18 protein-coding genes and 1 pseudogene are annotated in these 25,825 nt (G+C 45.7%); 1 reads left to right on the forward strand and 18 read right to left on the reverse strand.

All coding sequences use genetic code 11. The features are described 5' to 3' along the window. Positions 1 to 138 precede the first annotated feature (138 nt). From PAE54_RS10515 to PAE54_RS10560, 10 genes are all read right to left on the reverse strand, one after another. The gene (locus tag PAE54_RS10515; protein WP_326519401.1) at positions 139 to 1,560 is read right to left on the reverse strand and encodes a glutamate synthase small subunit GltD family protein; all 1,422 of its coding nucleotides are present in this window, start codon (positions 1,558 to 1,560) and stop codon (positions 139 to 141) included. Between the two features lie 63 nt (positions 1,561 to 1,623). Next, the gene (gene gltB / locus PAE54_RS10520) at positions 1,624 to 6,096 is read right to left on the reverse strand and encodes a glutamate synthase large subunit (protein ID WP_326519402.1); all 4,473 of its coding nucleotides are present in this window, start codon (positions 6,094 to 6,096) and stop codon (positions 1,624 to 1,626) included. Positions 6,097 to 6,574: 478 nt separating this feature from the next. After that, on the reverse strand, positions 6,575 to 7,390 hold the full coding sequence (locus PAE54_RS10525; RefSeq protein ID WP_326519403.1) for a hypothetical protein: 816 nt from the start codon (positions 7,388 to 7,390) through the stop codon (positions 6,575 to 6,577). A gap of 9 nt (positions 7,391 to 7,399) precedes the next feature. Continuing rightward, the gene (aroB, locus tag PAE54_RS10530; RefSeq protein WP_326519404.1) at positions 7,400 to 8,485 is read right to left on the reverse strand and encodes a 3-dehydroquinate synthase; all 1,086 of its coding nucleotides are present in this window, start codon (positions 8,483 to 8,485) and stop codon (positions 7,400 to 7,402) included. Positions 8,486 to 8,509: 24 nt separating this feature from the next. Further along, positions 8,510 to 9,052: a shikimate kinase AroK gene (gene aroK, locus PAE54_RS10535; RefSeq protein ID WP_273777603.1), complete on the reverse strand. Its 543-nt coding sequence runs from the start codon at positions 9,050 to 9,052 to the stop codon at positions 8,510 to 8,512. A 36-nt stretch (positions 9,053 to 9,088) separates the two neighbouring features. Next, complete coding sequence (locus tag PAE54_RS10540; RefSeq protein ID WP_326519405.1) at positions 9,089 to 11,224, reverse strand: type IV pilus secretin PilQ; 2,136 nt, start codon at positions 11,222 to 11,224, stop codon at positions 9,089 to 9,091. Between the two features lie 58 nt (positions 11,225 to 11,282). After that, positions 11,283 to 11,810 carry a pilus assembly protein PilP gene (locus PAE54_RS10545; RefSeq protein WP_442784397.1) on the reverse strand — a complete coding sequence of 176 codons (528 nt, stop codon included), beginning with the start codon at positions 11,808 to 11,810 and terminating at the stop codon, positions 11,283 to 11,285. After that, positions 11,807 to 12,538, reverse strand: coding sequence for a type IV pilus inner membrane component PilO (locus PAE54_RS10550; RefSeq protein WP_326519406.1), 732 nt, complete (start codon positions 12,536 to 12,538; stop codon positions 11,807 to 11,809). Before PAE54_RS10550 ends, PAE54_RS10545 begins: the two co-directional genes overlap by 4 nt. Continuing rightward, positions 12,535 to 13,173 (reverse strand): PilN domain-containing protein, encoded by a 639-nt coding sequence (locus tag PAE54_RS10555; protein WP_273777605.1) that lies wholly within the window; start codon positions 13,171 to 13,173, stop codon positions 12,535 to 12,537. Before PAE54_RS10555 ends, PAE54_RS10550 begins: the two co-directional genes overlap by 4 nt. Next, positions 13,173 to 14,234, reverse strand: a complete 1,062-nt coding sequence (locus tag PAE54_RS10560; RefSeq protein ID WP_273777606.1) for a pilus assembly protein PilM — start codon at positions 14,232 to 14,234, stop codon at positions 13,173 to 13,175. The genes PAE54_RS10555 and PAE54_RS10560 overlap by 1 nt, the downstream gene beginning before the upstream one ends. A gap of 161 nt (positions 14,235 to 14,395) precedes the next feature. On the opposite strand from PAE54_RS10560, the gene ponA reads away from it, so the two are divergent. After that, complete coding sequence (ponA, locus tag PAE54_RS10565) at positions 14,396 to 16,921, forward strand: penicillin-binding protein PBP1a (RefSeq protein WP_326519407.1); 2,526 nt, start codon at positions 14,396 to 14,398, stop codon at positions 16,919 to 16,921. 15 nt (positions 16,922 to 16,936) lie between these two features. Here the strand turns inward: ponA and PAE54_RS10570 are convergent, their stop codons facing one another. The 8 genes and pseudogenes from PAE54_RS10570 to PAE54_RS10605 form a co-directional block, all read right to left on the reverse strand. Then, positions 16,937 to 17,749, reverse strand: coding sequence for a putative RNA methyltransferase (locus PAE54_RS10570; RefSeq protein WP_326519408.1), 813 nt, complete (start codon positions 17,747 to 17,749; stop codon positions 16,937 to 16,939). 58 nt (positions 17,750 to 17,807) lie between these two features. Next, positions 17,808 to 18,926, reverse strand: coding sequence for a phospho-N-acetylmuramoyl-pentapeptide-transferase (gene mraY, locus PAE54_RS10575; RefSeq protein WP_326519409.1), 1,119 nt, complete (start codon positions 18,924 to 18,926; stop codon positions 17,808 to 17,810). Next, the gene (locus PAE54_RS10580; RefSeq protein WP_326519410.1) at positions 18,927 to 20,321 is read right to left on the reverse strand and encodes a UDP-N-acetylmuramoyl-tripeptide--D-alanyl-D-alanine ligase; all 1,395 of its coding nucleotides are present in this window, start codon (positions 20,319 to 20,321) and stop codon (positions 18,927 to 18,929) included. 8 nt (positions 20,322 to 20,329) lie between these two features. After that, positions 20,330 to 21,826, reverse strand: coding sequence for a UDP-N-acetylmuramoyl-L-alanyl-D-glutamate--2,6-diaminopimelate ligase (locus PAE54_RS10585; RefSeq protein ID WP_326519411.1), 1,497 nt, complete (start codon positions 21,824 to 21,826; stop codon positions 20,330 to 20,332). 12 nt (positions 21,827 to 21,838) lie between these two features. Next, positions 21,839 to 23,659, reverse strand: coding sequence for a penicillin-binding protein PBP3 (gene ftsI, locus PAE54_RS10590; RefSeq protein ID WP_326519412.1), 1,821 nt, complete (start codon positions 23,657 to 23,659; stop codon positions 21,839 to 21,841). 10 nt (positions 23,660 to 23,669) lie between these two features. After that, positions 23,670 to 24,008, reverse strand: coding sequence for a cell division protein FtsL (ftsL, locus tag PAE54_RS10595; RefSeq protein WP_326519413.1), 339 nt, complete (start codon positions 24,006 to 24,008; stop codon positions 23,670 to 23,672). Further along, complete coding sequence (rsmH, locus tag PAE54_RS10600; protein ID WP_326519414.1) at positions 24,005 to 24,931, reverse strand: 16S rRNA (cytosine(1402)-N(4))-methyltransferase RsmH; 927 nt, start codon at positions 24,929 to 24,931, stop codon at positions 24,005 to 24,007. The genes ftsL and rsmH overlap by 4 nt, the downstream gene beginning before the upstream one ends. A gap of 254 nt (positions 24,932 to 25,185) precedes the next feature. Then, positions 25,186 to 25,755, reverse strand: a pseudogene (locus tag PAE54_RS10605) (sulfate ABC transporter substrate-binding protein); the annotation flags it as partial. Between the last annotated feature and the right edge of the window lie 70 nt (positions 25,756 to 25,825).

Here is a 25,825-nt window from a genome sequence, read left to right on the forward strand (position 1 = left end):
AGGGTTAAATCTAAATTCTCAGATAAAGTCATAAAAAAAAATGAGCGTATTTATATACACTCATTTTTACAGCATTTGGCTAAATGTTGCTTAACTGACTGGCATTACGTCGTAACGGGCTTTTTTGTTTTGGGATTATTATACGTTGAGATAATCCAAAATGCCTTCAGCAGCTTGGCGGCCTTCCCAGATCGCAGTAACGACCAAGTCAGAACCACGTACCATATCACCACCCGCAAAGATTTTCGGGTTTGAAGTCTGGAACTTAAATGCTTGTTGTTCAGGTGCGACAACACGACCAGAACCATCCAAGTTTACGCTCACATCAGCAAACCATTCTGCCGGGCTTGCACGAAAACCGAACGCTAACAATACAGCATCTGCAGGTAAGATCTCTTCAGAACCTGGAACTGGCTCAGGGCTACGACGACCACGGCTGTCTGGCTCACCCAATTGGGTTGTAACGACTTTCACACCAGTCACTTTGCCGTTTTCACCGACAATTTCCACTGGCTGGCGGTTGAAGAGGAAGTTCACCCCTTCTTCACGCGCATTGGTCACTTCACGGCGTGAACCTGGCATATTCGCTTCATCACGACGGTAAGCACAAGTCACATCCAAAGCACCTTGGCGAATTGAGGTACGGTTACAGTCCATCGCAGTGTCACCACCACCGAGAACGATGACCTTTTTACCTTCCATGCTGATGTATTCAGAGGCATCTTTTTCCCAACCCTGGCAACGGTTTACGTTGGCAATCAGGAAATCAAGCGCATCATAGACACCGTTCAGGTCTTCACCCGGGAAACCACCTTTCATATAGGTATAAGTTCCCATGCCCATGAACACAGCATCATACTCAGTCAACAGCTGGTCGATAGTCACATCTTTACCAATTTCAGTATTCAGACGGAATTCAATGCCCATACCCGTGAAAATCTCACGACGGCGTTTCATCACATCTTTTTCCATTTTGAATTCTGGAATACCAAAAGTCAGCAAACCACCAATCTCTGGACGTTTGTCAAAAACCACCGGTTTAACACCGTTACGCACCAGGATATCTGCACAACCCAAACCTGCAGGGCCTGCACCGATGATGGCAACTTTTTTGTCTGTCCAGTTCACACTCGACATATCTGGACGCCAGCCCAATGCAAACGCAGTATCGTTGATATATTTTTCAGCATTACCAATCGTCACCGCACCAAAACCGTCGTTCAGCGTACATGCGCCTTCACATAAACGGTCTTGTGGACATACGCGACCACAAACTTCTGGCAAGGTGTTGGTTTGGTGACACAATTCAGCTGCCTGGAAAAGACGACCTTCCGCAACCAGCTTTAACCAGTTTGGAATGTAGTTATGTACTGGACATTTCCATTCGCAATACGGGTTGCCACAACCTAAACAACGATGGGTCTGGTTTGCCGCAATTTCCGCGGTAAACGGCTTATAGATTTCCACAAACTCTGCTTTGCGGACAGTAATATCTTTTTTCTCTGGATCTTGGCGTGGTACATCCAGAAATTGAAAGTCATTATTTAGGCGCTCTGCCATGTCTCTCTCCGTGGGTAGGCGCAGGTTTTGCCCGCGCCAGCCTGATTATATGCAGTAGTGGAATTATTGTGGATCAGCTTGAGTTGTTTTCAAAAGCGACGATAAGCTCGCTGCTTTTGGTTTTACCAGCCAGAATTTGCGGCTGTAGTAATCGAACTCATTGCGGATCTTGTACGCCCAAGCACTACCTGTTTCTGCAATATGCTCATCCAAGATGCGAAGTAGATTTTCTTTGTGATCTTCCATCGACTCGGTTGAAATACGGGTTAAATCGATCAATTCATGGTTGTAGTAATCTACAAAGTCATTGTCGAGATCTAGTACGTAAGCAAAACCGCCGGTCATACCTGCACCAAAGTTGTGACCAACTTTACCCAGTACAGTAACCACACCACCAGTCATATATTCACAGCAGTGATCGCCAGCACCTTCAATTACGGCAAAGGCACCTGAGTTACGTACCGCGAAACGCTCACCAGCTGTACCAGCAGCAAAGAGTTTACCACCAGTTGCACCATACAAGCAGGTATTACCGATAATTGCAGTATTTTGTGTTTGGAATGGTGAACCTTTTGGTGGGAAGATCGAAATACGACCACCCGCCATACCTTTACCCACGTAGTCGTTCGCATCACCTTCCAGTTTGATATGAAGACCACCTGCGTTCCAAACACCTAAAGATTGACCTGCTGTACCAGTCAGGTTCAACACCACCGGATGCGCTTCCATATCCAGGTTGCCATAACGGCGTGCAATTTCACCAGAAATCCGCGCACCAATAGAACGGTCACAGTTGCCTACCGTATAGCTAAACGTGCCAGTTTCGCCTGCTTCGATGGTTGGCAACATGTCAGCCACCATCTGTTCAGCCAAGACACCTTTATCAAACGGTGCATTGCCTTGAACTTGACAGTACTGTGCTTTACCTTCAGCTGCTGGATGTGAAGTCAACAAGGCACTCAAATCCAAGTGTGCATGTTTTTCAGTTTCGCCTGGCAATACTTCAAGCAAATCAACACGGCCAATCAAGTCTTTCAGTGATGCAACACCTAAAGCAGCCAACCATTCACGTGTTTCTTCCGCAATAAACTGGAAGAAGTTGATCAGCATTTCTGGCTCGCCAATATAATGCTCTTTACGTAAGTGATCTTGCTGTGTCGCAACACCTGTCGCACAGTTGTTCAAGTGACAGATACGCAAGAATTTACAGCCCAACGCGATCATTGGAGTTGAACCGAAACCGAAGCTTTCTGCACCTAGAATCGCAGCCTTGATCACATCTAGACCAGTTTTCAAACCACCATCCGTTTGTACACGGACTTTGCCACGCAGGTCATTAACACGAAGGGCTTGATGCGCCTCAGATAGACCCAATTCCCATGGTGAACCCGCATGATGGATAGACGACAACGGAGACGCCGCAGTACCACCGTCATAACCAGAAATGGTAATGAAGTCTGCATAAGCTTTCGCAACACCAGCAGCAATTGTACCCACGCCTGGCTCAGAAACCAGTTTCACAGAAACCATCGCTTGCGGGTTCACCTGTTTCAAGTCGAAGATCAATTGTGACAAGTCTTCAATCGAATAAATGTCGTGGTGCGGTGGAGGTGAAATCAAGGTGACGCCCGGTACTGAGTAACGTAGACGTGCGATCAGGCTGTTCACTTTACCACCTGGTAACTGACCACCTTCACCCGGTTTTGCACCCTGAGCAACTTTAATCTGCAGGACTTCAGCAGAAGTTAGGTACGCAGGAGTTACACCAAAACGACCCGAAGCGATCTGTTTGATTTTCGAGTTACGGATTGTGCCATAACGCGCCGGATCTTCACCGCCTTCACCTGAGTTCGAACGACCACCGATCGTGTTCATCGCAATCGCAATCGCTTCATGTGCTTCCGGTGAAAGCGCACCTAAAGACATACCCGCAGAGTCAAAGCGTGGCAGAATCTCTTTGATCGATTCCACTTGCTCTAATGGAATAGAGTTTGTGGTTTTTAGTTTGAATAAGTCACGGATCGTCGCAATCGGACGATTGTTGACTAGCTCAGCATATTCTTTAAAGTCTTGATAGTTGCCTGAACGTACCGCTTTGTGTAATGAATTGATCACGTCTGGGTTAAAGGCATGGTATTCCTTACCAAACACGAATTTCAGCATCCCACCTTGGTCGATTGGTTTACGGTTCTGCCAAGCCACAGTTGCCAGTTTTTTCTGGTCATTTTCAAGGTCTGCAAATGTTGCACCCTGAATACGGCTTGGCACACCGATAAAGCATTTATCTACAACTTCTGAAGATAAACCTACCGCTTCGAACAACTGACCGCCACGGTAAGAGGCAACTGTTGAAATACCCATTTTAGAAAGGACTTTCAACAGGCCTTTTTCAATCCCTTTACGGAAATTTGCTTGTGCCTGGATCGGATCACCTAATAGCTCGCCTTTGGCAACCAAGTCATTGATCACGTCATAAGCCAAGTATGGATAGATCGCAGTCGCACCAAAACCAAGTAAAACGGCAAATTGGTGTGGATCACGTGCAAGACCGGTTTCGATCAACAGGTTAGCATCTGTGCGTAGACCTACTTGAATCAAGTAATGGTGTACAGCACCTGTCACCAACACCGCATTGGCTGGCAAATAGCCCTGACGGATATTCTTGTCAGACAATACTAACAAAGTCTTACCGTCACGAACGGCTTGCGCAGCTTCTTCACAGATACGGTTGAGGGCAGCTTCTAGACCTTCATCTTCAGCATAGTTCAAGTCGATATCTGCAATTGCATAACCTTCACGATTTAGATCGCGAATTTGCTGCATTTTAGAGTTTGACAATACTGGGCTTGAAATAATCAAACGATCTGCATGATCCGGGCTTTGTTCGAAAACATTTTGTTCACGACCTAAGCAAGTCTCAAGCGACATGACAATCGATTCACGTAATGGGTCGATTGGCGGGTTAGTTACCTGAGCAAATTGCTGACGGAAATAATCAGATACGTGACGTACTTGACGTGACAAGACTGCCATTGGCGTATCATCACCCATCGAGCCTACTGCTTCCTGACCGCTTTCAGCAATTGGACGTAGCAGTTGATCACGCTCTTCAAACGTCACCATAAACATTTTTTGTGCAGCTTTTAATGCATCGCCAGCAAGGCCTTTTTCAACCAGTTGCTCTTCAAGCTCTGGGCTACCTTGTAAACGTACAGCGCGCTCACGCAACCATTCACGGTAAGGACGCATGTTTTTCAGATGATTGCTTACCGCTTGAGTATCAAGCAATTTACCAGTCTGAGTATCAATCACCAGAATCTGACCTGGACCCACACGGCCTTTCGATACGACATCTTCAGGTTCATAGCCCCAAACACCAATCTCAGAAGCCAAGGTGATATAACCATTTTTAGTGATCACCCAACGTGCCGGACGTAAACCATTACGGTCCAGCATACAGATCGCATGACGACCATCCTGGATCACTAGACCTGCAGGACCATCCCATGCTTCCATGTGTTTAGAGTTGAACTCATAGAAAGCACGTAAATCTGCATCTAAAGTTTCAACATTTTGCCATGCTGGTGGAACAAGCATACGTAAGGCACGGAATAGATCCATGCCACCACCGACCAGGATTTCCAGCATGTTATCCAAACTAGAAGAATCCGAACCCGTACGGTTTACGATTGGATTAAGATCAGTCAAGCCTGGAAGCAATGGGTTTTCGAATTTTGGTGTACGCGCCATTGCCCAGTTACGGTTTGCCGTAATGGTGTTGATTTCACCATTGTGCGCCAAGTAACGGAACGGCTGTGCCAATGGCCAGCGTGGCAACGTATTCGTAGAGAAACGTTGGTGGAATACCACAATGTGCGAAGTTAAACGCTCATCAGCCAAATCTGGATAGAAGTCAGCAATCGCAGCCGGCATCATCAAGCCTTTATAGCTGATTACAGTCGTCGCTAAAGTTGTGACATAAAATAGCGGGTCATTTTGCAGCTGTTGTTCTGCACGGCGACGTGCCATGAAAAGCTTACGGTTAAATTCAACCTCAGACAAACCAACTGGACAGTTCACCAGAATCTGTTCAAATGCTGGCAAAGACTGTAGTGCAATTTCGCCCAATGCATCATTATTGGTTGGTACCACACGCCATGCTGCAACGCTCAAGCCTTCTGCTTCAAGTGCCTTGTTCAGAACATTTTTTGCATTCTGTGCGAGCGCTGGATCAATATTTAAGAATACCGTACCTGCAGCAAACACATCACTCAGTTCAGCACCTAATTTTTGCGCTTCATCACGAAAGAATTGTTTTGGCATAGCCAACAGCAAGCCGCATCCATCGCCCGTTTTTCCATCGGCGGCAATACCCCCACGGTGCGTCATGCAACTTAAACTGTGAATCGCGGTCTTGACTAAGTCATGGCTTGCATCCCCTTGCATATGGGCGATCAAACCGAAACCACAGTTATCTTTAAACTCATCCGGTTGGTATAAACCTTGAGCGGGAGCTACAGTATTAGGCGATGGCATGTGCATAGCGTACCCTTCTTTTTAACATGGCTCTTACGAGCATAAAAACAATCAACAGGCTCTTTGCGATTTTGTCTGTTTACTCTCATTCAGGTAAATGTCGAGTGAAAACATAGAGGCTTGAGCAAAATATACGCTGTTTTAATGACAAATGGCGTATTTTTAGCTCAAAAATGTTTTTTTGCTTTTCCTGTGCACTATCTTGAAGCTAGGAAAAATGACGATTTCGCACACTAATTGCCGCTTTTAGCGCCAAAATGGGGACTCTTAGCAGAATTAGCACATCATTAAAGCAAAAGTCATGCCAATATTTAAATTTGTTTAAAATCAAGTTTAATTCTATGAAAAACAATAAATTTATAACAAAAAACCCAAAAGTAGGCAAAACATATTCGCACTATTTTTGTGCAAAATAAAATCTTATTGTTTTTATGTTGCGCTATTTTAGACCATTACTGATCACCGACCGCAGTTTTCTTTATTCCTCTTGATTAGAAGATATACGAGGGGAAATAGCCGAACCTTGTGAACGTTGCACATCGACCACATTCCCATTCTGATCACGACGAGTAATGGTCGTAACCGTTGTGGCGTTGCCAGCAGAATTTGACTGAGGAGAACGTGGCAAAGAGATTGCACGATTAAATGACAGTTCTGTTTCCTTCGGTAAAGGTGCTGGTTTTAATTGAATAGCGTATAAACTTGCGCTTTTCACTTCTTCTGCTCCCAAATCGTTTACGTAGGGAACATAATCAGCAATAGCCTTCGCCTGTGGTTGAATAGAGCCAGGCAAGTTTAAATTTAAGCTTTCAAGTTTTTCTTGTGCTGCAGCCTGACTGTCAAACAATCCATAACTTAATACATATTGCTCAATTTGGTTTTGTCCACTAAGACGAAAATAGATCCAATTCTTGCGATCAGGGCTCTGCTGTAAAAAACCTTTAATCACATCTTCTTCGGCAGCCCGAAACAGCTCAATGGTCCATTTCTTTTGCTGTGCTTGTATGAACTTGGTACCGCGAAATTCTGATTCATGCTGACCCACGGTAACCACACGAGAAGTTAAATCCAGCGGTCGCACTTCTCGTGTTAATGCACCAAGTTGGGTCATCACTGCCACTTTTTCAGGCTGAATTTGTACTTGGGCTGTAGATTCATCTGACGGGTGAACTTCTACCACCTCATCACGATCCGTCATAGCCCAGAAAATCAGCGCGAGCACTAGGCATGACAATCCACCACCCCACCAAATATAAGCCTGTATATTTTGCCGGGACTTGCGGACTGCCATCATAACTTTACCCTATACCTGTTGTTGATTGGCCAGAATGGCGTGCTGCATGCTTTCCACATCAAACTCTTTGGTAATGATCGCCTTACCTAGCTCACGTAATAACACCAAACGTAGCTGCCCATTCAAAACTTTTTTGTCATGTGACATATAGGCCAAAAATTCATCCAGTGGAATATGCGGACATACTATCGGCAAATTGGCCCGTTGAATGATATTTTTTGTACGCTGCAGATCTTCATCAGAAATCCAGCCCATACGTTTGGATAAATCAGCTGCCATCACCATACCGGTCGCAACAGCTTCACCATGCAACCACACGCCATATCCTAGATAGGATTCAATCGCATGGCCAAAAGTATGACCCAAATTCAGCAAAGCACGCTCACCCTGCTCTTTCTCATCATTTGCTACAATGCGTGCCTTATGTGCACAAGAACGATACACGGCTTCAGCCAACAGTTCAGGATCACGGGCGACCAAGGCTTCCATATGCTGCTCAAGCCAAGCCAAAAACTCCAGATCACCCAACAAGGCATATTTAATGACTTCCGCCAAACCAGCAGACAATTCACGATCAGGCAAGGTCTTTAATTGTGACATATCTGCCATTACAACTTGCGGCTGCTGAAAAGCCCCAATCATGTTTTTACCTAAAGGATGATTGATACCGGTTTTCCCACCCACGCTCGAATCAACTTGAGACAATAAAGTTGTCGGCACCTGAATAAAATACACACCACGCTGGAAACACGCAGAAGCGAAACCTGCCATATCCCCGATCACACCACCACCTAAAGCCAACACCGTACAATCACGGTTAAACCCAGCTTCCAACAATGCATCAAAAATCAGATTAAGATGCTGAATGTCTTTATACTTTTCACCATCCGGCAAGACACAACTCGCGACCTTTTTACCCAGTGCCTGAATTGCATCGACATAGTGTTGTAAATATAAAGGTTGAATGGTCGTGTTGGTCACAATCATCACCTGCTGACCTTTAATATAAGGTGCTAGCAGTGATTGAGGATCTAGATCACTACCAATAAAAATAGGATAACGACGATCACCTAATTCAACATATAGGGTTTGCATGACAAGAGAACCAGTAAAATTTATTTAAGAAAGTGTTTGTGCAGCAATCATCTGTAAGATTTTTTGTGCTAAATCTTTAGCTGCACCTTGATGGGTTTCAATAATATAGTCCGCCACTTCTCGATACAAAGGATCACGGACATTTAACAAGTCACGTAATTTTTGTTCGGGATTTTCTACTTGTAATAAAGGACGGTTTTTATCGCGATAGGTACGCTGTAACTGAATCTCAACAGGCGTATAAAGGTAAACTACAATACCCCGCTGTTTTAAAAATTCACGGTTCGGTGCTTGGGTGACCGCACCACCGCCCGTCGCCACAACCAAGCCTGATCGTTGTGTTAACTCATCAATCACACTCGTTTCACGACTACGGAAACCTTGCTCACCTTCTTTTTCAAAGATCCAGGGGATGGTTGCACCTGTTTTCCGCTCAATTTCGTGATCACTATCTAGGAACTCTCGCCCTAAAAGCTCAGCCAAATGGCGCCCAACCGTTGTTTTTCCCGCCCCCATGGGCCCTACCAAATAGATATTTGGTAGGGTTTCAAACTCTTTGCTTGGCAAGGAGTCACCTATTGTATTGCTTGAATTAAAATTATATTAATGATTTCCAGCCACACTGTCATTAACAATTCGAGGTGTCACAAAAATCAGTAACTCTTGCTTATCATCTGATTTAACATCCTTACGGAACAGACGCCCCACACCAGGCAAATCACCCAAAAAAGGCACCTTAGTTTGAGTATTCGCTGTTGTTTGTTCAAACACCCCGCCTAGAATGACCGTTTCACCATTATTAACCAATACATTCGTATTGATTTCATTTTTATTTAGGATCAATTCACCATTAGGCGCTTCACCTGCAATTGAATCTTTCGCAATATTCAATTTCATCTGAATTTTTCCATCTGGTGTAATGCTTGGTGTCACTTCCAAACTTAACAAAGCATCTTTAAATTGAGTATTCGCAGTGGAACCAGATGCAGAATTCGTCGTTGTTTGATAGGGTACCTGCTGACCTGTTGCAATTTTTGCCGCCTGCTTATCAGCTGTCATGACTTTAGGCGTAGAAATCACTTCCCCATAACCATCAGCTTGTAACGCGGAAAGTTCTAAATCCAACATAAAATCAGACATGCTAATTAAACCAAAAGCGATTCGACCTGCAGGATTAGTCACACCTAAATCCACATTCAAGTTTTGAGGACGCTCAATGGTGTAAGTCGCTTTACCAGTTTTTTCATCTACTTTTGGCTCACGCAAATTCCACAAAGTGGTATCACTACCGCCAACGAGCAAGTCATTATTACCAGTAACACTTTGAGATAAGATACCCCACTTTACCCCCAATTCTTTACTGAATGAGGTGGAAGCACGTACAATACGGGCTTCAACCATGACTTGCTTAACCTGAACATCAAGCAAGTCAATCATTTTACGAACTTTATCAATATTTTGTGCCGTGTCATTCACGATTAAAGTATTGGTACGAGTATCCGCAACGGCACTCCCACGTGGACTCAACAAACTTTCCAAAGCGAGAGAGTCTGAATTTGCAGTACGATTAGAGACTGCACCTTTACCATCTCGAGATTCTTCAATCAACTTCAGCACATCGGCAGCTTTGGCATAATTTAATCGAATATAATCGGTTTGGATTGGAGCCAATTTTATACTTTGTGCTAAAGCTTTAGCTTCTTCATCCTCAGCTTTAATTAACTCTGCCACTGGTGCAATCCAGATCACGTTACCATTGCGACGCTTATCAAGATTCTTCGTTTTTAGAATAATATCAAGTGCCTGATCCCAAGGCACATCTTTCAAACGCAGGGTAATATTACCTTGTACGCTATCTGCAGCCACCATATTGATGCCCGTAAAGTCTGCCAACAACTGCAATACACGACGTACTTCAATATCTTGGAAGTCCAGAGAAATCTTTTTGCCGGTATAGAGATTGCTGTTACGTGCTTTTACTGTGTTCTTTTCTTCCGGACGTTTAAGGCTAATTGTTAGCTTATTTTCAGCCTGATAAGCCATATATTCATAACTACCATTCGACTGAATAGTAATCACACCATTACCACCATCATTATAAGCATCTACAGTTGCAACAGGGGTTGCAAAGTCATTCACATTTAAACGACGGGCTAGATGTGCTGGAATTTTATTTCCCAGCATCCGCACAACAATCTTGCTACCTTGCTGCTGTACATCTGCTGGTGTATTTGATCCTAGCAGGTCAATCACAACTTGACCCTCACCTTGGCTACCACGTTGAAAGCCAATATTTGCAATCCCTTGTGCAGCTTTCTTTGCGGCTGGAGCCAACGTAGGTAGTGTTGGCTGTTGTGTAAGATTATTAATTTTTAGAATAAAGGTATTACCTTCTACGCGTGTGGTAAAGGTACCCGCCTCTTTTAAATTAACAATCAAACGTGAACGCTGCGCATCAGAAGCGACCTCAACAGAGCTGGCTTCTTGCGTTGCTACAGGAATAGTCGATTGATTTAAAGATTGTTGAGCCTTGTCAAAATCCAGAATGAGACGTGAAGGTTGTTCTAACTGATACGCTTGCGGCTGTGGCGGCAAGCCATTAAACATCACACGAATTTCTGTGCCCTGCCCAGGAATCTGCATTGGAACCACATTAGTGATACTCACCTGTGCACTGGCGGCTTGCATCACAGCCGCAGCAACAACACCGAGAGAGAATTGACGACATAAAGGGTTCATTGTGCTATCCCCAATTAAAAATTCTTTAAAACTCTTTTTCATTGTTATTCCCTTGATTTTATGGTGCTGGGCCAATCAACACGAGACTTCTTGGACGTTCGACATAGCCATCACGCCCATCGGGAATGATCTCAATCAGATCAATTTGCGTTGGACCAATCTTGATAATACGGCCATGGTTCATGCCCATATAGCTTCCCACCTGGACACGCTCAATCTCACCATCAGGTGTTTGTATCAGTGCCATGATCTGACCATTTTGACCACGCATACTGCCTTTCATATTCAAGGTTTCAATGGCATAGCTTTCTAATGGCTGTTGTGGGCGAGAGAGGTTCGGATAAACTCGCTTACCAGCCATGATTCGTAGTTCGGTTGCCAGAGAAGTAGGCAAAAATGGACTTCTTAACTGTTGAGCGGCGTAATCAAATGTCGGAACAGGTGTAAAAACTGGAGCGGGGTCAATCGCCAATGGAGGCTGATTACGGATGACTGCCATTTGCTCATTAACCGCATCAATTCTTGAATCACATCCCACCAGGACAATTCCTAGCATGAACATTGCCGAGAGCTTTATCTTCATCATTTTGACTGCCCTCCTTGACCATTCTGCTGCGCTTGTTGTTGATTTTTCGCCTGCTCTTCTGCACTGATATAACGGTAGGTTTTTGCTTTCACTGAATAACTTACTTCAGGAATATCAGCATTTTTCTTATCTGCACTCGGTTTAGCTTCGATAGTAAAATCATGCAAAGTCACAATACGTGGCAAGGCTGCAATGCCGCTCGCAAAGGCACCAAAGGAGTGATAATCACCGCTGGCCTGAATATCAATCGGCTGTTCAATAAAGAACTCTTGTTTGATTTCTTCTTCAAGGCGAATGTTTTTAAATTTCAGACCTGCATTCACACCAGTCACGTTAATATCTTCCACCAAACCCGGAATTTCAGTTTCTTTTGGCAATTGCTCTAACTGCTGGTTAAAGTTCGCCTCCATTTCCTGCAGTTGTGCTTGGTATTGCTGTAGATTTCTTAATTTTGAGTCTTTCTCGCGAAACTCGTTCAGCAAGTTCTGTTCTTGCGCTTGAGCATTACTAATCGCTTCAAGCTTTGGCTTAATTGCCAAGAAATAACCAACAGCACCCACCATGAGAAAAATAAAAATCCAGCAAGTCACCTTGACTGATAAAGGCCAACTACCGTAGTTGTTAGGATCTAATGTATTAAACTGCTTAATAAATTGATCCAGCGTCATTTTCTTTTTAGTCGGTACAGCAGCTTCATACTCTACTTGGTCAAATTCATCACGGCTCATTTTGCTGCTCCCACTTCTGAAGCACCTTGTGTTTCTGTACCTGCAGTTTCTGTTGTTGCAATTTCACCCAAGTCAACGGTTACAACAAAACTGCCATAACTTTCTTCCACACGTGGCACAAGTGAACTTGGTGCCTTATCTTTTCGTTCTTCAGCAGCCAAGAAAGAGTTCATAAAAGCATTGCGGTACCACGGCGAGGCTTCTAAAGAACGCAAAAGTTCTGCCACAGTATTTGGACTTTCCGCCTTACCTTCAATGGTAAATTTATCGCCTGCACGGGTAAATTTCGTCAGGTACATATTGGCAGGTGTTACACGCACAATTTCATCAATTAAACGCACTGCAATCGGACGCTGACTTTGTAACCCTTGGATCAGCTTCATGCGCTCAATCACTGCATTACGGCGCTCTTGCAAACCTTGCAGAGATTTTAACTGCACATCCAGATTTTGATTGGTACTCATCACCAACTGATTGGCCTGTTCCTGATCGGCAAGTTTGTGATCATAATAAAACCATGCCCCCGCTACTGCTGTCGCCCCCAACAACACGACAGCCAAACAGATCATAATAAATTGTTTTTTTCGTTGTTCCCTGAGCTCATCACGCCAAGGCAGCAAGTTAATCTTTGCCATTAATCAAAACTCCTCAATGCGAGACCACATGCCACCATGAGGGAGGAAGCATCATTTTCGATTTTCTTAATATCAATTTGGGGTGAAAAACCCATTTGCAGAAATGGATTGGCGGTTGTCACCCGATAACCCAATTTTTGTTGTAATAATTTTGGCAAACCCGGAATATTGGCATTCCCGCCTGCCAATAAAATATGGTCGATTTCATTAAACTGCGAAGAGGAGAAAAAGAACTGTAATGAGCGTGCAGCTTGTTGTACCACTGCTTCTAAAAATGGCTCAAGCACTTCGGTTTCAAAATCATCAGGCAAGGTACGCTGCTTCTTAGCACGTCCTGCTTCTTCAAAAGACAAACCATAGCGGTTTTGCACATCTTGGGTTAACTGCTTACCACCAAAAACCTGCTCACGAGTATAAATGATTTTACCGTTCTGCATCACCGAAAGTGTGGTCATGGTATGACCGATATCCAAGATACCCACGGTATTCGCACCCATCGGTAGCGTATCCGCAAATACACTAAAGGCACGCTCCATCGCGTAGCTTTCAACATCAACGATTTTTGGAGTCAAACCGGCTAAATCTAGAACTTCAACACGTGCATCGACGTTTTCAGTACGGGTAGCGACAAGCAACACATGAACTCGATTCGGATTTGCCAGACGGTCAGGTAAGACTTCAAAATCGAGACTGACTTCATCAAGCGGGAAAGGAATATATTGTTCTGCATCCATCCGGATCTGAACTTCACGCTCATCATCGCTCATATCCGCATCCATTTCGATCACCTTGTTGATGACCATGGACGTCGGCACAGCAATTGCTGCATTAGTTGCATGAGGATTCGCAAGATTAATCACGCGTTCTAATGCATCACCAACCGCTTCCGGATTCATGATGTTTTTTTCGACCACACTGCCTTCAGGTAGAGGAACAAGCGCATAGCTTTCGACAATATATCTACCGTTCTTTACAGAGAGCTCTAATAACTTAACAGAAGTAGAACTAACATCTACTCCTACTAACCCCTTATTTGGTTTACGATATAACCTGTTGAGCACAATACTCTTCCTATTATTTTTTTATCCCCAAAAGCACCCAGTAATCAGTCTCGGTCTTTAATTTTTCGCGGATACAATAACTCATCTAACAATCCGCTGGTCTAAAGGCTATACTGACCATCTATTAGTTTGCCATTAGCTCTTATTAAAACTTACTTGTTATGAAAAAGCTATCTCGTTCGGGCCAAGTTCATCCATTTTTTTTGGCCATAATTATGCTACTTGTCGCAATTCCAGTAGGTTTTTATGGGATGTATCTCTATATCGCTCCATCCTTACCCGAAATGAGCTCACTCAAAAAAGCACCTTTGCTAAAACCCTTACAGGTCTATACAGCAGATAATCAGCTAATTGCAGAATATGGCGGCAAACTTTCCGTTCCGGTTGAATATTCACAAATTCCGCCTAACTTTATCCACGCTTTTCTGGCGGCAGAAGATTCTTCTTTCTTTGAGCACAGTGGAATCAGCTTCAAAGGCTTAGGACGAGCACTCAGTGAAAGCCTGACCGGCTCCGATGTGCAGACGGGTGGCTCGACCATCACCATGCAAGTGGCAAAAAACTATTATCTTTCACCGGAACGAACTCTGAAACGCAAACTGACGGAAATTTTTCTGGCGCGAAAAATTGAGCAAAACTTAAGCAAGGAAGAAATTCTCACCCTGTATGTCAACAAGATTTTCTTGGGGAAAAATGCTTACGGCATCGCAGCAGCAGCCAAAATTTATTACAACAAGACGCTAGATCAGCTCAGTATTGCCCAGATGGCGATGATTGCCGGTTTACCTAAAGCTCCTTCAAAATACAACCCTGTTGTGAATCCTGAACGCGCACTAGAACGCCGCAACTGGATTCTGGGTCGTATGCTGCAACTGGGCTACATCAATCAAAGGCAATACCAGCAAGCCGTAGCCGAACCCATCAACCTAAATATGCCTGATCGCGGTATTAGTAACCGCTTTCCTTATGTCGGTGAAATGGTTCGCGCCGAATTAATCGAACAGTTCGGTGAACAAGCAATCGACTCCGGCTATAAAGTCTACACAACCATTAACAGCCAACGTCAGGCGTATGCAGAACAAGCTGTACAAGCGGGTTTGGAAGACTATGATCGCCGTCATGGCTGGCGTGGTGCTGAAGCACATGATCAGCCTCTAGAGAAATTTGTAGCTTATGCCAACACCTATCCAGCCAAAGTGAGTAAAGTCGAAAGCAACTCCTTTGAAGCTTTTTTGCAGGATGGTTCTAGCGTAACTGTACCTTGGGAAGGTATGGCTTGGGCACGCCCCTATCGCAGTGCAAATAGTGTTGGAGCTGCACCCAGTCGCGCTTCTCAAATCGTAAAAGTCAAAGATATTGTTCGTTTACGTCCGAACGAAAACAAAACCGCCTGGTCCTTAGTGCAGATCCCCAAAGTGCAAGGCCAACTGATTGCCCTAAATCCCAACAATGGCGCGATTGAAGCCGTTGTGGGCGGCTATAATTTTTACCAGTCTAAATTCAACCGGGCCTTTCAAGGCTGGCGTCAACCAGGTTCAACCATCAAGCCCTTTATCTACGCACTGGCGCTAGAACGCGGCATGACCCCTTATAGCATGGTCAATGACAGTCCGATCACGATTGGCAAATGGTCACCGAAAAATTCAGATGGTCGTTATCTCGGCATGATTCCGTTGCGTCGCGCTTTATATTTATCCCGTAATACGGTTTCAGTACGTTTACTGCAAAATGTAGGGATCGAGCGGGCACGACAGCTATTGATGGATTTTGGCCTACAGGAAGAACAGATCCCTCGCAACTACACCATTGCGCTCGGCACCCCACAAGTTTTACCTGTGCAAATGGCCACTGGTTATGCCACTTTCGCCAATGGCGGTTACCGCATTCAGCCGCATTTTATTGACCGGATTGAGGATGCTTATGGCAAGGTCATTTTCCAGTCCAATCCTGAATATGCCTGCATTCCCTGTATCAATGAGCCTGATCAGCCAGAACCAACTGAACCTGTGACACCTGATGATGAGGCATTTGAAACCACTGCACCTGCTTCCGCAGTGCAAGTAGCTGCACAAGAAAATGTGCAGCCCCAAAGTGAGTACAAACAGGCTCAACGTATTTTAAAATCCAGTTCAGCCTATGACATGGCCAATATCTTGCGCGATGTGATCCAGCATGGTACCGGTCGTGCAGCACTGCAAATTGGCCGAAGTGACTTAGGTGGAAAAACAGGTACCACCAATGATGCTAAAGATGCTTGGTTTGCTGGCTTTAATGGCAAACTGGTGACAGTGGCCTGGGTTGGCTTTGACCAACCAACCACATTAGGACGCAGAGAGTACGGTGGTGTAGCCGCTTTACCGATCTGGATCAACTTTATGGATCAAGCGCTGAAAGGCACAGCACCTGCCTGGGTGCGCCTAGACAAAAATGCTAAGGCACCGATTTCGCGCAACAACGCAGTCATGATCAACAATGAATTGCAAGATCGCAGCTCACCACCTATGGCACGCCCATTATATCGCCCAGCCCCAGTAACAGCACCACGTTCTGTAAATAATGATTTTGCTGATTTACCCGGTGAAGAAATTCTGATTCCAACAGAAAAAGCACCACCATCGATGAATTCCAATTCTCAACCTGCACCCAAACGCGATGCAATTGAAAATCTGATTCAGGAAGTACAGTAAACCGAAAAAAAGCCGTCAAATGACGGCTTTCTTCTGAAACAGATAAATCTGAAAACTGGCGGTCAGACTAAAATTTACCTGATTTTCCAGAGCAGCACGGCGCTCTGCTTTGGCTTTATAAGCATAAGGGGTCATCGCGATCAGATTCTTTAGCTGAGTCTGATCTAAGGTAAAGTGATTTTCCACAACAGGTTGAGCCATCAGCTCAAAGTTTTCCTGCAGCTGTTCAACAAATTTGTCTGGTGCATGAGGATTGACCTGCTCAAACAAAGCCTCCCGCATGGCATATAAATGCTGTGGCGCAGGCGTGACTATCAGCAAATATCCTTCCGGCTTGAGCACACGTAAAATTTCAGCCTGAGGAATCGGGCTAAACAGGCTGCTACACAAATCAACGGAACCATCCAGAACCGGCAGGGTTGCACCAGTTCCCACCACCCAAGTCACCTCCGGATTGAGCTTTGCTGCTCGCTGTACTGCCGTCTTGGCAATATCTACCCCGACACATTGCTCAACAACCGCTTGCATGGCACTGGTGTAATAACCTTCTCCACAGCCAATATCCAGCAAGTTTTTTACTTCGCGTTGTTGAATCATCTCGACGACTGCCTGCTGTAGAGGCTGATAAAAGCCACCATTTAAAAACTCGCGGCGTGCCTGGACGGACTCAGGGGTATCCCCAGGATTTTTACTATGTTTATGCTGTACCACATGCAGATTGACATAACCCTGCTTGGCCACATCATAACTATGTGCCTGCTCACAACGCCAAGTTTTGCCATCCAAGGTTAAGGCCTGTCGACACACAGGACACATCAGCACACTCATTGATTTCTCCATGCAATAAAAAAGCCGGCAAATGCCGACTTCTTTCAAAATGCTTTGCTTAACGCAATTTTAAGGTCATTAGGCCTAAAACCACCAGCATAATCGTAATAATCCAGAAACGGATCACCACCTGAGTTTCACGCCAACCTTTTTTCTCATAATGGTGATGCAAAGGTGCCATCAGGAACACCCGCTTGTTACGCATACGTAACGAACCGATCTGCAAGAATACTGAAATCGCCTCAACCACAAACACACCACCCATAATGGCAAACACGATTTCCTGACGTACCATCACGGCAATCGTACCCAGCATTGCACCCAAAGCCAATGCTCCCACATCACCCATGAAAACCTGAGCCGGATGCGCGTTGTACCAGAGGAAAGCCAGACCCGCACCAATCATCGCAGCGCAGATCACAACCAGTTCAGAGGAATATTTAACATAAGGAATATGCAGATAGTTGGCAAAACGTACATCACCGGCCAGGTAGGCAAATACGCCCAAACCCGCTGCGACCAGTACAATCGGCATAATGGCCAAGCCATCCAGACCATCCGTCAGGTTCACTGCATTGGAGGCACCGTTAATCACCAGATAGGTAAAGAGAATAAAGCCAATCCCGAGCGGAATCGCAGAAAGCGGAATCGACAAGTTCTTAAAGAATGGGATCAGCAAATCCAGCATGTTACTGGTATGTAATGGATTGGCCTGCTGGGTCGCTATCACATACAAGGCAATCCCTGCACCGAGTGAAGCAAGCGAAGTCCAGAAAAATTTCTTGCGTGCCGGTAAACCCGCATTGTCTTTATAACGGATTTTAATCCAGTCATCTGCCCAGCCCACGGCACCAAAGATCACCATCACCGCCAGGACAATCCAGACATAAGGATTGGATAAATCCGCCCATAACAGGGTACTGATGCCAATGGAAAGTAAAATGAGCACTCCACCCATGGTCGGGGTTCCCATTTTCTTGGCATGATTTTCTGGAGCAAACGAGCTGACGGCCTGACCGTATTTCAGTGCCCGTAATTTTCGGATCATCACCGGGCCCAAAACCAGACCAATGGTCAATGCCGTCAAGACACTGAGCAAGGCACGTAATGTTAAATAACGAACCACCTGAAACGAGCTATCAAAGCCCGCCAGCTGTTCAAACAACCATAACAGCATTTAAAGTTTCTCCATCAAATCAGCCATCAACGTTTCCATATGGGTATAACGAGAACCTTTAAACAGGAAACTCATAGATTGGGGGTGATGTGTTTGAATCAGATTAAGTAAATAATTCAGCGCTTCAGCCTGATTCGGGAAAGCCTGCAGCTTGTCTGAGGCGGTACCTTGTGCGGTAGCCGGCGCAAATTCCCCGACAGCAACTAGATGATCAATCGGTAATTGCACCAGATCACGCCCCAAATCATGATGTTCTTGCCAGCTACTTTCACCTAACTCACCAATATCGCCCAGCACCATGACTTTAATGCCACTTTGTTGCGCTAAAACGTCACCCGCCGCACGCATCGAAGTGGGATTGGCATTATAGGTATCATCAATGAACAAATGACCCTGATGCTGGATAAAGTTCAGACGACCTTTGGCACCTTGTGCCTGTTCAAGACCCGCTACGATATCATCCAGAGCAATCCCTAAAGCGAGTGCAAAAGCCGTGGCAGCGGTGGCATTTTGTACATTATGCACACCCGCAAACGGCAAATTGACCGGGCGTGAACCTTGTGGCGTATGCAGATTAAATTTTGCCGACTGGGCCAACAGCTCGACTTCAGTGGCAAAAACATCACCACCTGCTCCAAAGCTCAATACTTTTTCAGTATGTACCACCTGACGAATCACATCGGCGAAGTCATCGGCTGCAGGCACAATCGCAGTCCCCTCTGCCGCGATATGGGCGTAAATTTCCGATTTGGCGCGACAAATGCCTTCACGACCACCAAATTCACCCAAATGTGCTGTACCAATATTCAGGATCCCGGCAACATGGGGCTGCACCAAATTCGACGTGTAATCAATTTCGCCCTGATGGCTGGCACCGAGCTCCATCACCGCATACTGGTGTTGAGCACGCAGCTCAAGCAACATCATCGGTACACCTAGGTCATTGTTTAAATTGCCACGCGTAATCAAGGTCGGCGCCAAACGTCCGAGAATACTGCCGAGCATTTCCTTGGTGGTGGTTTTGCCACTACTACCCGTCAGGGCAATAGCTTTGAGTTGTGAATTGCGCTGACGACGATACGCCCCCAAATGTCCCAGTGCCAAACGGGTATCCGGCACGACCAGTTGTGCAATATCCACGTCCAGTGGACGTTCCACAATCGCGATCTGACAGCCTTTTTCCGCCACCTGAGCCACGAAATTGTGAGCATCAAAACGCTCACCCTTCAGGGCCAGAAAAGCATCTCCGGCTTCTGCATGTCGTGAATCGGTCAGGATGCGTTTGATTGCCCCCTGCGGTTGACGTTGCTGATACCAATAACCCTGGGTGGCTTCTGCCAATTCTGCGGCAGTCCAAGGCTCAAGCACACTGGTGCTGGTGGTTGAAGTATGCATAACAATTCCTATTCAGCAGGATAAGCGGTGCTCGGTTGGCAATGCTGCGCATCAATCGCAGCCTGCACTTCTACCACATCATCAAACCAATGACGCACGCCTTCTATTTCTTGATAATTTTCATGGCCTTTGCCCGCGATCACCACAATGTCGCCAGATTGGGCATGTTGCACGGCGTACTTAATCGCTTCACGGCGATCGCGAATTTCGAGCAGTTCAGATGGGCTAAATGCTATCCCCTGAGTCATGTCGGCAAAAATCTGTTCCAGATTTTCGGTACGCGGATTATCAGAGGTCAAAATGACTTGATGTGCCCCATCCAGCGCGGCTTTGGTCATTAACGGACGTTTTCCGCGATCACGATCTCCACCACAACCAAAGACCGTCCACAATTGATGATCGACATGGCGTTTCAAGGTTTTTAACACTTGAGTTAAGGCATCGGGGGTATGGGCATAATCCACCACAAACAGGCGATCACCATCGCGCAGCACCTGCATGCGTCCCGGCGCACCTTTGAGATTCGGGATCTGCGCAATCAAATCCGGCAAAGCAAAACCAGCGCATACTGCAGCAATCAGGCTCGCCACCAGATTTTCCACATTAAAATGTCCCAGCAACGGGCTTTGGATGTCAAATTCACCTTGTGGACTGATCAGGGTAAAGCTCGCCCCTTTCAGGCTATAGCGTAAATTGCTGACATGATAGGCCGCATCCTGACGCAAGGCATAGGTGATAATTTTAGGCTTGGCCGGATTATTCTTAGCCGCTTCCAGCATCACCGTTGCATGCGCATCATCCAGATTAATAATCGCCGACTTTAATGAAGTAAACTGAAATAGACGGGCTTTGGCTTCCGCATAAGCATCCAGCGTGCCATGATAATCCAGATGATCTCGGCTTAAATTACTATAGACCGCTACCTGAATCTCACAACCATTTAAACGCCCCTGTTCCAGACCATGCGAACTGGCTTCCAGTGCTGCAAACTCAGCACCCTGTTTGGCATAATCATGCAAGGCATTTTGTAATTGTAAGGCATCCAGGGTGGTATGCGTCGAAGGGGTTAAATTGGGTAAAATCCCGTTCCCCGTCGTGCCCAAAACCGCGCAACGCTTCCCCTGCAATAAAATCAATTCTGCCACCAAGCGAGAAATGGTGGTTTTACCATTGGTTCCTGTTACAGCAATCAGTTTGGCTAAAGGCTGCGGATCGGTCGCTTGCAAATACTGTTTCTGCCATTGGCCCATCAACTGACGCACATCAGGACAGATCACAGCCTGTTCCAACCCCAGATCTGCTTCACTCACGATGCCTAATGCTCCATTTTCTAGAGCAGCATGGGCAAATTGCAGCGTTTTTTCCGGCTGGGAAAAGCTGTTGAGGGCAATAAAAATCTGTCCTGGGCTCACCTTACGGCTATCAAGACAAAAACCATGAAAGGGCTGATTCACCCATCCAGCGGCGGTCTCAACAGGATAAAGATCTTGAAAACAAAGAGACATAGCTCACCTTAATTACTGGACTTTGGGAGTATCAAGTGGTTTATCGAGAGGCACATTCATCAGGCGTAAAGACTCCTGCATGATACGTGCAAATACCGGAGCGGCCACCAGACCACCGTAGTATTGGCCTTTTGGATTTTCCACCACAATCACCATCGCCAAACGTGGATCACTCACTGGTGCCATCCCCGCAAACAGGGCACGATATTCACTGTCCGAATAACCACGACGGTCAGCACGCAGCTTATGGGCTGTACCAGTTTTACCCGCAACGCGATAACCTGGAATATTAGCCTGAGTGGCCGTTCCGCCTGGCATAGTCACAGCTTCCATCATTAACAGTACCTGATCGGCGATTTTAGGTTCTAGTACCTGCTCACCTTTTGGTGGTTCTTGCAGTTTCTGCAGACTGAGTGGTACACGCACACCGTGGTTCGCCAACATGGCATAAGCCTGAGCCAATTGCAGAACAGTCGCATTAATACCATAACCGTAAGCCATGGTAGCCACTTCAGAGACATTCCATTTACTCGGTGGCAAAATCAAACCGGAACTCTCTCCCGGGAATTTCACTGCAGAACGCTGACCGAAACCAATACGCTTATAGAACGTCGGCAAGGTTGGATACGGTAGGGATAAAGCCAGCTTCGCCACCCCCACGTTGGAAGATTTCTGGATGATGCCACCCAAAGTAAGCGCGCCATAACTATGCGTATCACGAATAGTATGATTACCGACACGCATCGAGCCAGGCGAAGTATTAACGATACTGTTTGCCGTATATTTACCACTTTCCAGCGCCATTGCCACCGTGAGCGGCTTCATGGTCGAGCCGGGTTCAAACATGTCGATTGCCGCACGGTTACGCATGGCATCTTTATTACTCAGACCATTTTTGTCATTCGGGTTATATGATGGCCAGCTGGTCATCGCCAGGATTTCACCAGTTTTCACATCCACCGCAATCGCGGTTGCTGAGCGAGCATTATTCGCCACACCTGCTGCAGTTAACTCACGGTACATAATGTATTGCAAACGTGAATCGATACTCAGTGTGATATTTTCACCAGCCTCGACTTCTTTAATCACTTCAGGGTCTTTAACCCGGTTGCCTTTTTTATCGCGGACAATTTTCTGTTCACCGTCTATACCGGACAGGCGTTTGTTCCACTGCATTTCCAAGCCTTCAACACCGACACTTTCACTGTTGGTTAGGCCAATGATCTGGGCATTCGGTTGTGGTTGTGGATAGTAACGTTTGTAGGTTTTCTCGGTATAAACGCCCTGAAAATCGCGTTTTACAATCATTTCTGCCTGTTGCGGTGGCACTTCTTTCTTCAAAATGAGATAACGCGAACGTGGACGATCATAGATTGCTTTGCGTAAAGCCGCACGGTCCATACCCACCGCATCTGCCAGTTCATCCAAGTTCAGGTTTTTATCGGGCAACTGACGCTTTAATTTACGGTTATGTGGGTCGTTTTTCAGTTCAGCAGTGATGTCGTCATAGAGTTTTTTATTGTCGACATAATCCCGTGGATCGATCACGATTTTCATCACTGGCGTACTAATCGCCAGCGGGATACCATGTCGATCACTAATGACGCCGCGCATCGCCCGAATTTTTTCCATACGCAAGATATTGGCATTGGCCTTATTTTGCAGGAAATCGGTATTGATCACCTGAACATAAAAGGCCCGCCCGACCAGCAGCAAAAATGCCAGCAGGACGATCCCCCACATGAGGTAAAAGCGCCACATATCGACCGCGAGGGTTGGCTTTTCTGTAATAGACTGTTTTTTTCGCGCAGGTTTGATTCGCTTATCGACCATACAGCAAGCCTTATTGTTTTTTCTCAGAGTTCATCGGTAAAGAAATCACCACCGTTTGTGCTGCAGGTGGCGAGTACATCCGCAATTGGGTCACGGCACGTGTGCCAATCTGGGCCGTCGCACCGAAGGTTTGTTGCTCAATCAATAGACGCCCCCACTCCGCATTCAAATCATCCTTTTCACGCATAAAGGCACTGAGCTCTCGATAATCATGGCGATACTCAAAGACCTGAAACACCACCATAATGGCACTGATAAATACCAGTGCCAGTAAAATGGCATAAGTAACTGCACGTTTTAACCCTGATGCTTGTATGCTTTCGTTTTTATTAACAACATTTGCTTTCATGAGGTGCCTTTCAATTCTAAGCGTTCCGCAACCCGAAGCCATGCGCTACGTGAGCGAGGATTTTCTTTCACCTCAGCATCACTGGCACGAACCCGCGAAATTTTCTTTAAGCGGCGGGTATCCTGCTGTGCCTGTGGCATACCCCAACCATGATCTTCAGGCAAGGTTGATTCTTTTTGAATAAATTGTTTAATCAAACGGTCTTCTAAAGAATGGAAGCTAATCACCGCCAATCGCCCACCTGGTTTTAATACCTCTACCGCTTGCGGTAAGAAGGATTCAATATCTTCTAATTCTTTATTGATGGCAATACGGATGGCCTGGAAAGTGCGAGTTGCCGCATGTTTATTTTTTTCCCATTTAGGATGCGCCACCTTTACAATTTCAGCTAGCTTCGCGGTGGTTTCAATATACCCGGCCTGCTTAATCGCGCGGGCAATACGGCGGCTATAACGTTCTTCTCCGTACTGGAAAATCACGTTCGCCAAATCCTGCTCATCAATCTGGGTTAACCATTCTGCAGCAGTCGGACCTTGCGAATTATCCATACGCATATCTAAAGGTCCATCCTGCATAAAGCTAAAACCGCGCTCAGCTTGATCTAGCTGGGGTGATGAAACGCCTAAATCAGCCATCACGCCATCCACCTGCTCAATACCGAGCTGAGCCAATGCCGACTTTAAATCGGCAAAGCTGGCATGAATGATTTTAAAACGTGGATCTTCCTGTTCGAGTTGTGCAGCGACCGCCAAGGCTTGTGGATCTTTGTCAAAGGCATAGACACGCGCATTTTCATCAAGTTTAGAGAGTAACAAGCGGGTATGACCACCACGTCCAAAAGTGCCATCCACATAAATTCCTGTATTGCGATCTGCCAGCAAGGCATCAACAGTTTCGTGGAGTAATACAGAAATATGGGACATAAGGCGCTTTTAACTGGATGAAAAATGTAACTGCACATTATCACCCTGTTTCAGCCAAGCTCCAAACGACTTTTTGTAGGAAAATATTATTTTCGATTGATAAAACCGTTTTGAAACGAGGTTTTTTACAGAACTGTAGCTTTATCACCTTTTAAGCAAGTAGATCACAGAGCACTCTAACCAAGAGGAGAAAATTGGTATTGATCATTAGCCACTTGCCTCTTCAGAGACAAACCAGCAAAATCAAAGATGCTTTATTCATGCATCCGGTAAATTCTCTCAAAGCTTCCCTTCGGGGAAAAATGAACATGCTCGGCTTGATCCCACCCCTCAAACATCTCATTCACCGTAAAAGTTCTGATTGCCGGAAATTGAGCCTGATATTTCTGCCAGATTTTAGGATGACGTGGCCGATAGAAGTGCTTGGCTGCAATTTCCTGTCCAGCCGGCGAATATAAATAGTTAAGATAACCCTTCGCGAGCCAGATCTGGCCATTCTTTGCGACGGTTTTATCGACAATTGCGACCGAGGGCTCCGTCACAATCGATATAGACGGATAAACCAACATAAAGTTTTGGTTCTTCTGACCTTTTACCACCATTAAGGCTTCACTTTCCCAAGTAAGCAATACATCACCAAAGCCATGTTGCGTAAAGGTGATCAAGGATGCACGTGCTGCCGAGTCCATGACCTTAACATTACGGTATAGCTGAGCGACCCAGTTCTGTGCTTTCTGCTGCGTAGTGTGCGGTTGTTTCAAGGCATATCCCCAAGCGGCCAGATAAATCCAGCGCGGCAATCCCCCCACCTTAGGACCATAGGTATCTACACATCTTTAGGTACCTAATGCAATTGTTGCGATTTCATTCAGTTCATCTATTGAATATTCTGAG

This window comes from Acinetobacter minutum (assembly GCF_035916735.1).
Lineage (GTDB): Bacteria > Pseudomonadota > Gammaproteobacteria > Pseudomonadales > Moraxellaceae > Acinetobacter.

Bases quoted from the DNA above. Each gene is read 5' to 3' on its own strand.
- PAE54_RS10515 (WP_326519401.1), bottom strand. From the start codon at position 1,560: ATGGCAGAGCGCCTAAATAATGACTTTCAATTTCTGGATGTACCACGC.
- gltB (WP_326519402.1), bottom strand. From the start codon at position 6,096: ATGCCATCGCCTAATACTGTAGCTCCCGCTCAAGGTTTATACCAACCG.
- PAE54_RS10525 (WP_326519403.1), bottom strand. From the start codon at position 7,390: ATGATGGCAGTCCGCAAGTCCCGGCAAAATATACAGGCTTATATTTGG.
- aroB (WP_326519404.1), bottom strand. From the start codon at position 8,485: ATGCAAACCCTATATGTTGAATTAGGTGATCGTCGTTATCCTATTTTT.
- PAE54_RS10540 (WP_326519405.1), bottom strand. From the start codon at position 11,224: ATGAACCCTTTATGTCGTCAATTCTCTCTCGGTGTTGTTGCTGCGGCT.
- PAE54_RS10545 (WP_442784397.1), bottom strand. From the start codon at position 11,810: ATGATGAAGATAAAGCTCTCGGCAATGTTCATGCTAGGAATTGTCCTG.
- PAE54_RS10550 (WP_326519406.1), bottom strand. From the start codon at position 12,538: ATGAGCCGTGATGAATTTGACCAAGTAGAGTATGAAGCTGCTGTACCG.
- PAE54_RS10555 (WP_273777605.1), bottom strand. From the start codon at position 13,173: ATGGCAAAGATTAACTTGCTGCCTTGGCGTGATGAGCTCAGGGAACAA.
- ponA (WP_326519407.1), top strand. From the start codon at position 14,396: ATGAAAAAGCTATCTCGTTCGGGCCAAGTTCATCCATTTTTTTTGGCC.
- PAE54_RS10570 (WP_326519408.1), bottom strand. From the start codon at position 17,749: ATGAGTGTGCTGATGTGTCCTGTGTGTCGACAGGCCTTAACCTTGGAT.
- mraY (WP_326519409.1), bottom strand. From the start codon at position 18,926: ATGCTGTTATGGTTGTTTGAACAGCTGGCGGGCTTTGATAGCTCGTTT.
- PAE54_RS10580 (WP_326519410.1), bottom strand. From the start codon at position 20,321: ATGCATACTTCAACCACCAGCACCAGTGTGCTTGAGCCTTGGACTGCC.
- PAE54_RS10585 (WP_326519411.1), bottom strand. From the start codon at position 21,826: ATGTCTCTTTGTTTTCAAGATCTTTATCCTGTTGAGACCGCCGCTGGA.
- ftsI (WP_326519412.1), bottom strand. From the start codon at position 23,659: ATGGTCGATAAGCGAATCAAACCTGCGCGAAAAAAACAGTCTATTACA.
- ftsL (WP_326519413.1), bottom strand. From the start codon at position 24,008: ATGAAAGCAAATGTTGTTAATAAAAACGAAAGCATACAAGCATCAGGG.
- rsmH (WP_326519414.1), bottom strand. From the start codon at position 24,931: ATGTCCCATATTTCTGTATTACTCCACGAAACTGTTGATGCCTTGCTG.